This is a genomic window from Microcystis sp. M144S2 (genome assembly GCF_020246065.1).
Taxonomy (GTDB): domain Bacteria; phylum Cyanobacteriota; class Cyanobacteriia; order Cyanobacteriales; family Microcystaceae; genus Microcystis; species Microcystis ichthyoblabe_A.
Genome location: NZ_JADBTR010000166.1, coordinates 21,405 through 31,934, shown reverse-complemented (window position 1 = coordinate 31,934; position 10,530 = coordinate 21,405). Strand labels below are relative to the sequence as shown.

The window sequence follows — 10,530 nt, the reverse complement described above, 5'->3', positions numbered from 1 at the left end:
GGAAGAAACCGAGGATTATGACTATCGAGTAAAATTAAGCTTTGTGCAATCGCAATTAATCGATTATATGGCGGAAGCTAATAACTTTATTGATGGATTAATTGCCCATAAACCGAATCTGCTCGATCTAACTAAAGCCACAGGAGCCGCTATTTGTTTAGGCGGCAATTATACCTTAATTGGAGTAACACCGAGCGAAGAAGAACTAAATTATCTGATTACTTGGCTAGAAAAAAACGTCCATGAAGATGTTTACTATACTAATTCCTTACCGCGAATTTATACCGATGCGGGTAAGTTTAAAGATATTGCCAGTGGTTTACTAGCAATTCCCATTTCTAAACGTAATTATCTCCTCTGGTTTCGTCCAGAAGTAATTCAAACCGTGAACTGGGGTGGTGATCCGGGTAAAGCGATCGAAACGACTGCCATAGATGGTGATATTCGTCTCTGTCCGCGTAAATCTTTCTCCCTCTGGAAAGAAACCGTTCGCCTCAAATCTTTACCCTGGAAAGCAGTAGAAATTAACGCCGCACTAGAATTACGAAAAGCGATCGTCAATATCATCTTAAAACAAGCCGATGAATTGGCACGTTTAGCGCGGGATTTGGAACTATCGAACGCCGAATTAAAAAAATTCGCCTACGTCGCTTCCCACGATTTACAGGAACCCCTCAATCAAGTCGCCAACTATGTGCAGTTGCTAGAAATGCGCTACACCGAAGAACTGGACGAAGATGCTAAAGAATTTATTACTTTTGCCGTCGAAGGTGTCAGCTTGATGCAAACATTAATAGATGATGTGCTGGCTTACTCGAAAGTGGATATGCAGGCGGCAGAGTTTAATACCATCGATGCTAATCTGGCACTGGAAAAAGCTCTCGCTAACCTGAAAGGGAGAATTCAGGAAAGTCAAGCTATGATCACTTTTGATCCTTTGCCAATTGTCATGGCAGATAAAACCCAGTTAATGCAATTGTTCCAAAATCTCATCGGTAATGCCATTAAATTCCGAGGAAAAGCGACTCCCACTATTCATATTTCCGCGCAACGTCAAGAGGAGGAATGGCTGTTCTCTGTCACCGATAATGGAATTGGTATCGATCCCCGATTTTCCGAACGCATTTTCGTGATTTTCCAACGACTGCACACCCGCGACGAGTACCCCGGCACAGGTATGGGTTTGGCGATTTGTAAGAAAATTATCGAGTGTCATCGCGGACGAATTTGGGTAGAATCCCAATTAGGCAAAGGAGCGGTTTTCTATTTTACAATTCCCCTAGGAGGTAACGAGCGTGAGCGCTGGCGAGGACGTGCCACACAAAATTATCTTATTAGTGGAGGACAGCAAAGCTGATATTCGCCTCATCCAAGAGGCATTAAAAACTAGCACCGTCCCGCACGAATTAGTTATCGTTAGGGATGGTGTCAACGCCATGGATTATCTGCGTCGAGAAGGGGAGTATCTCGATTCTCCCCGTCCTAATCTGATTCTTCTCGATCTGAATTTACCAAGAAAAGACGGACGGGAGGTATTAGCGGAAATAAAAAACGATCCCAGTTTAAAAAGAATTCCTGTGGTGGTTTTAACCACTTCTCGCAACGAGGAGGATATTTTTTATAGCTATGAACTGCACGTTAATTGTTATATAACCAAGTCACGCAATCTCAACGATTTGTTCAAAATTGTCAAAAATATCGAGGCTTTTTGGTTAGAAACCGCTACTTTACCCAGTGAGTGAATCATGATCAGTTATCAGTTATCAGTTATCAGTTATCAGTGATCAGTTATCAGTTATCAGTTATCAGGAGTCGGTCGTCAGGAGGCAGGAGGCAGGAGGCAGGAGGCAGGAGGCAGGAGGCAGCTTTATTCTCCTCACACCCTACACCCTACACCCTACACCCGTTCGGCTGAGCTCACGGCCGAAGCCCACACCCTACACCCGTTCGGCTGAGCTCACGGCCGAAGCCCACACCCCACTTCCTAACCTCCCAAATCTCTTTAACTCTTGATTAAAAAATGGGACTCTCGCAGGATATAAAAGTTCTTTTAATCGAGGATAATTTAGCCGAAGCTCGATTATTAAAGGAAATTCTTAAGGGTAATGAAAAAAAAGAATTTCATCTGGTTAATGTGTCAAGATTATCGGAGGCAATTTCTCTTTTAAAACAAACAAATTTTGATGTAATTTTATTAGATCTAACTTTACCAGATAGTCAGGATTTGGAATCCTTAGCTCCCCTTTTAATTACGGCTCCGAAATTACCAATCGTGGTTTTAACTAATACTAATGATGATAATTTAGCTTTGGCAGCACTACGTCAGGGAGCGCAGGATTATTTAATTAAAAGAGAAGTAAGTTTAGAAATTTTAACTCGATCGCTATGTTATGCGATCGAGCGAAAACAGATGGAGGAAGCTTTACGAGAATCGAACGAAGCTTTAAAAATGAGCGTGATTGAACGCACTAATCAACTGGAAAAAGCTCAGGAATTAAATCAGTTAAAAACTGAATTTGTTTCCATGTTATCTCACGATTTTCGCAATCCTTTAAATAAAATTTTACTCTCGGCTGGATTATTAGAAGAAAGTCGCGATCGATTGACAAAAGATCAGCAAGTTAGCTATTTTCGCATGATTCGATCGGCCATTAAAGACATGGATCAATTGCTCACAGAAGTGTTATTAATTGGTAGGGCTGATTCCGGGAGATTATACTGTCAATTTGATCCAGTTGATTTGCTTGATTATTGTCAAAAATTAGTAGAATCTTTTATTGTTAAGCCGGAGCCGCAATTAGCAATTATTTTCCAAGTTGAGGGCAGCTTAGAAAGAGGACTTTGGGATATAAATTTAATTAAACATATCTTGACAAATTTACTGGGAAATGCTCTCAAATATTCACCCCAAGGCAACCCCGTAGAATTTAAGATTATTGTCGAATCCGAGCAGGTAGTCTTTAAAATTATCGATCGAGGCATTGGTATTCCCAGCAAAGATCAAGAACATTTATTTAAACCTTTTTATCGCGGTAGCAATGTCGATAATATTCAAGGAACGGGATTAGGATTAGCCATTGTCGGACGCTGTGTGGAAGCGCACAAAGGACAAATTCACCTAGAAAGTGAGGAAGGAAAAGGCACAAAGATCACGGTAATTTTACCGATTATTACCGACATTGAACACCTAAATTGAGATGAACGATAGGGTGGCACCACAATTTTTTTTTCTGCTGCCCCTCTGCCCTAGGGTTGATTCATAGTAGGGTTGATTCATGAATCAACCCTACCTCTCCCCTCTCCCTGCTCCCCTTCCATAGGATTGAGGATCACCCTGAGCGTTCATCCGATCGAGTGATTTTCGGGAAAAGTGTTAAAAAAGATTGCTGTTTGTAAAGACAACTGTTACCGTGGGTTCAAGAGTGCGCTTTGAAGGAGGAAAAATCCCATGCACCCTAACCTATCCATCTATCCCCCGATTGCTTCGCTACTTATGTAGGGCATAGATGCACAAATCAAAGATTTCAGAAGCAAAACCAATAAATTTCTGTACTGTTGCTTAAAACAGGAGTTTGATCATGAAATTACAGGGAAAAACAGCCCTAGTCACGGGGGCATCCCGGGGTATCGGACGTGCGATCGCCTTAGAATTGGCCCGACAAGGTTTAAGCAGAATTGTGATTGTTGCCAGAGATCAAGAGCGATTAGACAAACTAGCCAAAGAAATTGAGTCCCTAGGGGTCATTGCCACACCTTTAGCCCTAGATTTAACTGAAAATGACCTTGTTAGTCCTTCAATTATCCGCGTTTGGCAAGAATGCCGTGGCATTGATATCCTCGTTAACTGTGCTGGTATTGCCCATCAAACCCCCTTTCTGCGATCGCAATTCTCGCAAGTGCAAGCAGAAATATCTTTAAATCTGATGGCCATGTACACAGTTACTCGCTTAATTGCCCGCCGGATGGCAATTAGGGGACAGGGAACGATTGTCAATGTTTCCAGCATGATGGGTAAAATTGCCGCTCCTAGCTTCGCCACCTACTCGGCCACCAAATTTGCCATTTTGGGTTTTAGTCAAGCTCTCAGGTCGGAATTACGGGAACACAACATCAAAGTTATCACCCTCTTACCCTCTTTAACCGATACGGATATGGTGCGAGAATTGCAGTTATTTCGATGGTTAAAACCGATGAGCGCCGAAGAAGTCGCCCAAACTCTAATTACCGGGTTAAATAGGCAAAAAACGGAAATTGTCGTCGGTTGGCAAAGTCATCTAGCTCTTTGGTGTCAAAAATTGGCCCCGAAACTGCTTGAGAAAATTGTCGATTTAGCTTCTCCCTTACGCCAAAGCAAAGGAAAGCGAGGATGGCGAGAAGTGTTTAACTAGGGTTTGATTAAATCTATCAGGGTGAGCATGGCTCACCCTAATCACCTTCACCAACAGGCAATTAAACGGCTGTCAGGGTTTTTTCTAGAAGTTGTCGGGGAGCTTGAACCGAACCACGACAGTGGATTTCCGCAGAATTATTGGGACTTTCAATTAGTTTAACTTTATCTAATTCGGCTCCTAATTGGCGGATCCGTTCCTCCAATAGTTGAGCGATGTGTAAGGCAATATTTTCGGCAGTGGGAACCACTTCGGCAAAGTAGGGAATATCCTTATTTAAAAAAGCATGATCGAAGGGTTCTACTACCAATTCATCGATCGCTTTTTGTAAATCCCCTAGATCCACAATCATACCAGTGCGGGGATCAATTTCTCCCGCCACGGATACTTCTAGGTGATAATTATGACCATGACCGTTTACCCTGGCGCATTTGCCGTAGATTTCCGAGTTTTGTTCGAGGGTTAATTGCGGTAAAGCCAAACGATGAGCGGCACTAAAATGGGTTTTGACGGTTAAAGTTGCTTCCATATCTTTTCCTTGATATTCTGCCCACAATTCGGGGTGTTCAAATAGTTGAATTTTGACTAATGGTAAATAGGGTGCTAATCTTTGCCAGATAACTCTGGCGATATTTTCTGTGGTGGGTAGGGTTTGCTGAAATTCTGGCCAGACTTGATTGAGATAGGAGTAGTCTAGTTGACTGGTTATCTCTCGTTTAATTACCTGTTTCACGGTGGAGAGATTTTCCACCATGCCATAAAGATTGAGTTCTTTGTATAGGGAGACGTATAATTCGTAATTGTGACCATGACCGGGAAAACGGCTACCAAGACCAAAAAGTCTTTGATTTTCGGCTTCGTCCCATTCTGGCAGATAATAGCGATGGCTGGCTGAAAACCGCGCTCGACGATTGATGATGCAATCCATAAATGTGGGCGATCGATGACTTTGTAAAGTTACGTTAAGGTAACTCTTTCTAGCATAAACCAGTTTTGTCTCCTCCTGCTTGCAGATCGGGGAAAGTTAAGCTGTACTGAATTTAAACTGCCTATGGAAAATTTTAGTACAAATGCTCGAACTGCTTCTCCCTGCTCCCTAGAGTCGTTTCATTCTCTCAAATCCTGATCTGGCAACGTTTTTAGTCGATTTCTCGGAAATACATAGCTGAAAATTTGTCCAAACGTCGTGCTTTGTAGGTTGCATGAATCAACCTACTATGAGAGCCAAGGCGTTGCTGATTTGAGATATCATACTAAATCCGTTGAGTATAGGTAACATATTAGGATAGGCAAAAGGCAAGAGGCAAGAGGGGGAATAAATAATCAGTTTTTAATAACTTGATTTAGTATGAATCTTCTCTTGCGGGATTTTTAAAACCTGGACCCAAACTAACTTTTGGACACGATGCACAGTTGGCATTCATACCTTGATTCAGCAACCACCACAACCCCAGGTGACAGAGACAAGACGACCAAAAACGGAATTGTTAAAGCCAGTTTCACAGAGACGAAATTTCGCCTCTGTTAGCCGCACCAATAGCCGATTGAATCCCTAATAATTTTCTTGCGGATTTGTGGTGGGAGGATTTTCTTGGTAGGAAAAGCTGTTACCAAACTCGAATTCCTGTCCGTAGGCTTCCTCTCCGTGTTGAGGAACATCTAACCCTTCTGCTTCCGTATTCGGTTTAACCCGCAGCTCCATAAATAAACCGAGAACTTTCAGGATGACAAAAGTGCCGACGGCAGCAAAGATATAAGTAGCGGCAACGCCAACAAATTGCGTCCACAGTAACCCCGGATTCCCAAAAAATAAACCATCATTTCCGGCTGAATTAACCGATTTTGTGGCAAAAAGCCCCGTAAGCAGCGCCCCTATTGTCCCACCCACACCATGGACGGGATAGGTATCCAAAGAATCATCAAAGCGCAATTTTGCCCGCAGACTAACCGCAAAAAAACAACTAAGGGCAGTAATCGAACCGATGAGAATCGCCCCAATCGGCAGTACATAGCCGGCAGCTGGAGTAATACCGACTAATCCCCCTAAAAATCCACTAGCAATGCCGATCGCCGTCGGTTTACCGCGTAAAATCCATTCTATAAGCATCCATGTCAAACCACCAGCCGAAGCTGCGATACTGGTATTAACAAAAGCTGTCGTGGCTAGGGAACTAGAGGAAAGCGCGCTACCACCATTAAAACCAAACCAACCGAACCAGAGTAAACCGATACCTAGGAGAACAAACGGCACATTATGGGGTGCATAGGTTTGGGTACCAAAACTACGCCGCGGACCGATCATCCAGGCGGCCACCAGTGCGGAAATCCCGGAACTAATGTGAACAACGGTTCCACCGGCGAAATCCAGCGCCCCGGTGGCAGCCAACCAACCCTTACCCCAAACCCAGTGAGCTAGGGGAGAATAGATAAAGGTGGACCAAAGCAGTAAAAACCAAAAATAGGCCTTAAAGTTGACCCGTTCCACGATCGCCCCCGAAATTAAAGCCGGGGTGATGATGGCGAACATCATCTGATAGACCATAAACACTTGATGGGGAACGGTGGGTGCATAACCGATATTGTCAGGTGCGGCGGCGGTGACACCGTTGAGAAAAATCCAATCCAGTCCCCCGATAAAAGCTTCAATTCCCTCGCCAAAACCACTTTTACCCGGGGTGACATCAAAAGCAAGACTATAACCCCAAAGCACCCAAGTTACACCAATTACGCCCATGGCCACCAAACTCATCATCATGGTGTTGAGGACGTTACGCGAACGTACTAAACCCCCATAAAAAAAAGCCAGTCCGGGGGTCATTAATAAAACTAAGGCCGACGAGATCAGCATCCAAGCGGTATCTCCAGCACTAATCGGATTGGGGGGAGCGGCGGCGATGGTTTCCGCAAAAACCGGGGCAACTCCGAAATTGAATCCCAGTCCCAGCAAAAGTATGGTTATTCCTACGATCTTTTTCATTGACGGTTGGTGCCTAGTAGCAAGATTAATTTTTTCTGTCCGGAAAGAGACAAAAAACCGAAAGAGAAAAGGTTTAGAAGGTAATTGTAGCCACCGATCGCATCGGGGCGAGGCCTTCTTCCTTTTCTCTTTAACTTTGTCGGGGGTAAATTAATCTATCTTTACAAGGTTTACCCTAACCCTAACGACTGCTAGGCGTTTCCATGTCAACACTGGAAGCATAATGGCCACCGGTAACGATATCGGACTCCTTGACGAAACCGCTATAGGCTTCCATTCCGTGTTCACCCACATCCAAACCTTCCATTTCTTCTTCGGGAGTAACACGAATACCGAGGGTAGCCTTGAGGATTGTCCAAACAATACCGCTGACAATCAGGGTAAATGCCCCTACTGCCACAATCCCGATAATTTGGTTAATAAACAGTTGGAATTGACCGGTGATTAAACCGGCATCTTTGTTGAAGATACCGACGGCTAAAGTTCCAAACACACCACAGACGAGGTGAACGGAAGTCGCACCCACCGGGTCATCAATTTTCAGGTTATCGAAGAAAGCCACCGAGTAAACCACGACCACACCGGCAATTAAACCGATGATTGCCGCCGACCAATAGGATACACCATCACAACCGGCAGTAACGGCTACTAAACCGGCCAGAATACCGTTAATAATCATCGAAAGGTCGGGTTTACCATCTTTCGCCCAAGCGGTAAAGGTAGCGGCAATGCCACCGGCGGCCCCGGCGAGGTTAGTGGTGACAGCGATATAGGGTACAGTTTCATTAACTGCTAAAGTAGAACCGGGGTTAAAACCGAACCAGCCAATCCAGAGAATTAAACAACCCAAGGTCGCAATACTCATGTTATGACCGGGTAAGGCATTGGTGCGACCGTTGATATATTTACCCATTCTTGGGCCGAGAATTGCCGCCCCGGTTAAGGCAGACCAACCACCCACCGAGTGAACCACCGTCGAACCGGCGAAGTCTTTAAAACCAAGGTCAGCTAACCAACCGCCACCCCAAACCCAGTGACCAGTGATCGGGTACATGATACCAACGATAATTAAGCTAAAAACGAGGAAATCGGTGAATTTAATCCGTTCTGCCACCGCCCCAGATACAATGGTTGCCGCCGTTCCCGCGAAAGCGACTTGGAACAGGAAGAATACTGAGGTGGGCAAGGAGGCAGGCATAACGTAGGTGGCGGGATCGCTACTGCTGAGAAACCAACCTCCCGTACCGAAAAACTCGTTACTGACAGACCCGAACATCAGGGAGAAGCCGATCGCCCAAAATGACATGGTGGAGAGGGCGAAAACGATCAGGTTTTTGGCCAGAACGTTAACGGCGTTTTTCTGGCGACAGAATCCCGTTTCTAGCATCGCAAAACCCGCGTTCATAAAGATCACGAGGATGGCGGCAATTAAAACCCAGATGGTATTGAGGGCGTTTTGGACATCTTCGGGGGTTAGGGGTTTCGCATCTTGGGCCTGTACGGCCGTGTTCCAAACCACAAAAATAATCGCAGACAAGGGAACACAGGCTAACCAGACAGGGTTAATTTTCGGTAATAAACCGACAAGTTCCCCAGATTTTCGAGCAATTCGTTTCATCGTTAATTCGTTTACTTTGTTGAGTTAGTAGGTCGATTCATTACTTTTGAAAATAATTACCGAGCAATTATGTCCGTTCAACCGCTAAATCCTAGGAACAGAGGTCAATCATTTCAGAAGACCAAACGCCTAGGGATTTATCTTGATGTGTGAGTAGTCAATGTTTTTCGATCTTTGTTTTTTTGATTTGAGATTTCTGTATCCTCTGATACGTTTCACTTTAAAATAATAATAGTAGAGAAGTGATCAGCTTTTTAGCTATCGGTCGTCGGTCGTCAGGAGATTATTTTTATTTATTCTCCCAACTCTGGCGCTGCCATCTGCCCATCTGCCAATTGATAATTCATAATCTATAATTCCCACTGATCACTGATTACTGTTTACTGATCACTGAAAACTCTCCCCTCCTTTGGAGAAATAAACCATGGCCCAAGCAACGGAATTCGATCGCACAATGATGCAAAGATGTCTAACCCTTGCTAGGCAAGCCTTGGGGCGGACTTCTCCTAATCCTTTGGTGGGTTCTGTGATCGTTCAAGAGGGTACAATTATCGGCGAAGGTTTTCACCCAGGGGCCGGACAACCCCATGCAGAAGTTTTCGCCCTGAGACAGGCATCAGAAAAAGCACGTGGTGCCACTTTATACGTCAATCTCGAACCCTGTAACCACTATGGACGGACTCCACCCTGTAGCGAGGCAATTGTGCAAGCAGGCATTAAAAAAGTGGTGGTGGGGATGATCGATCCTAATCCCTTGGTGGCGGGGAAAGGCATTCAAAGATTAGAATCGGCAGGCATCGAGACGCTGGTGGGAGTGGAGGAGTCCGAATGTCGTCAACTCAATCGGGGTTTTATCCATCGCATCACCGCTAAAAAACCCTTCGGTATCCTCAAATATGCCATGACTCTCGATGGCAAAATTGCCGCCACTAGCGGTCATAGCGCCTGGATTACTAGCCCCGCTTCTCGCCAAATAGTCCACCAACTCCGATCGGCCTGTGATGCGATTATCGTCGGCGGTAGCACTGTCCGTCAAGATAATCCCCACCTCACCACTCATGGCCTCTCCGATCATAATCCCCTGCGCGTGGTCATGACTCGATCGCTCGATTTACCTCCCTCGGCCCATCTTTGGGATACCAGTCAATTTCCCACCCTTGTCTATACACAAATTGATGCTAATGTCAAGCTTAAGCAACAATTATTAACAAAAGGCGTGGAAGTGATCGAACTAACCGAGGTGACACCCACTTTAGTGATGGAAAATCTCTATCAGAGGGGATTTTGTCAGGTTTTGTGGGAGTGCGGCGGCGGTTTAAGTGCATCAGCGATCGCTGAGGGCATGGTACAAAAAATTATCGCTTTTATTGCGCCCAAAATCATCGGGGGAATCCAGGCACCCACTGCCGTGGGTGATTTAGGTTTCCAGTTAATGAGCCAAGCTTTACAGTTAGAAAATGTCACGGTTAATTATCTCAATCCCGATATTTTGATTGAGGGATATCTGCAAAGTAAACAGTAGAGCTACTGCAATTCCCCCTCAATCG

Annotated in this window: 8 protein-coding genes; 5 read left to right on the top strand and 3 right to left on the bottom strand. The window is 44.8% G+C overall.

Annotated elements, in window-relative coordinates:
- From IM462_RS19185 to IM462_RS19170, 4 genes are all read left to right on the top strand, one after another.
- On the top strand, positions 1-1,357 hold a 1,357-nt coding region (locus tag IM462_RS19185), incomplete at its 5' end, for an ATP-binding protein (RefSeq protein ID WP_287715498.1).
- Positions 1,296-1,742: a response regulator gene (locus tag IM462_RS19180; protein ID WP_002801723.1), complete on the top strand. Its 447-nt coding sequence runs from the start codon at positions 1,296-1,298 to the stop codon at positions 1,740-1,742. The genes IM462_RS19185 and IM462_RS19180, both read left to right, overlap by 62 nt.
- A 278-nt stretch (positions 1,743-2,020) precedes the next feature.
- Positions 2,021-3,196 carry a hybrid sensor histidine kinase/response regulator gene (locus IM462_RS19175; RefSeq protein ID WP_287715496.1) on the top strand — a complete coding sequence of 392 codons (1,176 nt, stop codon included), beginning with the start codon at positions 2,021-2,023 and terminating at the stop codon, positions 3,194-3,196.
- A gap of 382 nt (positions 3,197-3,578) precedes the next feature.
- Positions 3,579-4,388, top strand: a complete 810-nt coding sequence (locus IM462_RS19170) for an SDR family NAD(P)-dependent oxidoreductase (protein ID WP_287700871.1) — start codon at positions 3,579-3,581, stop codon at positions 4,386-4,388.
- A 61-nt stretch (positions 4,389-4,449) separates the two neighbouring features.
- Here IM462_RS19170 and IM462_RS19165 read toward each other — a convergent pair whose 3' ends face one another.
- The 3 genes from IM462_RS19165 to IM462_RS19155 all read right to left on the bottom strand — a co-directional run bounded on the left by IM462_RS19165 (position 4,450) and on the right by IM462_RS19155 (position 8,983).
- The gene (locus IM462_RS19165; protein ID WP_002801730.1) at positions 4,450-5,316 is read right to left on the bottom strand and encodes a 6-pyruvoyl trahydropterin synthase family protein; all 867 of its coding nucleotides are present in this window, start codon (positions 5,314-5,316) and stop codon (positions 4,450-4,452) included.
- 624 nt (positions 5,317-5,940) lie between these two features.
- The gene (locus IM462_RS19160; protein ID WP_287700869.1) at positions 5,941-7,365 is read right to left on the bottom strand and encodes an ammonium transporter; all 1,425 of its coding nucleotides are present in this window, start codon (positions 7,363-7,365) and stop codon (positions 5,941-5,943) included.
- Between the two features lie 181 nt (positions 7,366-7,546).
- Complete coding sequence (locus tag IM462_RS19155) at positions 7,547-8,983, bottom strand: ammonium transporter (RefSeq protein ID WP_287700867.1); 1,437 nt, start codon at positions 8,981-8,983, stop codon at positions 7,547-7,549.
- Positions 8,984-9,407: 424 nt separating this feature from the next.
- Here IM462_RS19155 and ribD point away from each other — a divergent pair, with 424 nt between their 5' ends.
- Positions 9,408-10,505 (top strand): bifunctional diaminohydroxyphosphoribosylaminopyrimidine deaminase/5-amino-6-(5-phosphoribosylamino)uracil reductase RibD, encoded by a 1,098-nt coding sequence (ribD, locus tag IM462_RS19150; RefSeq protein WP_287700865.1) that lies wholly within the window; start codon positions 9,408-9,410, stop codon positions 10,503-10,505.
- The last annotated feature ends 25 nt before the right edge of the window (positions 10,506-10,530 follow it).

Excerpts from the sequence above, each read along its gene's own strand:
- IM462_RS19175 (WP_287715496.1), top strand. The coding sequence starts at position 2,021 with ATGGGACTCTCGCAGGATATAAAAGTTCTTTTAATCGAGGATAATTTA.
- IM462_RS19160 (WP_287700869.1), bottom strand. The coding sequence starts at position 7,365 with ATGAAAAAGATCGTAGGAATAACCATACTTTTGCTGGGACTGGGATTC.
- IM462_RS19165 (WP_002801730.1), bottom strand. The coding sequence starts at position 5,316 with ATGGATTGCATCATCAATCGTCGAGCGCGGTTTTCAGCCAGCCATCGC.
- IM462_RS19170 (WP_287700871.1), top strand. The coding sequence starts at position 3,579 with ATGAAATTACAGGGAAAAACAGCCCTAGTCACGGGGGCATCCCGGGGT.
- IM462_RS19155 (WP_287700867.1), bottom strand. The coding sequence starts at position 8,983 with ATGAAACGAATTGCTCGAAAATCTGGGGAACTTGTCGGTTTATTACCG.
- ribD (WP_287700865.1), top strand. The coding sequence starts at position 9,408 with ATGGCCCAAGCAACGGAATTCGATCGCACAATGATGCAAAGATGTCTA.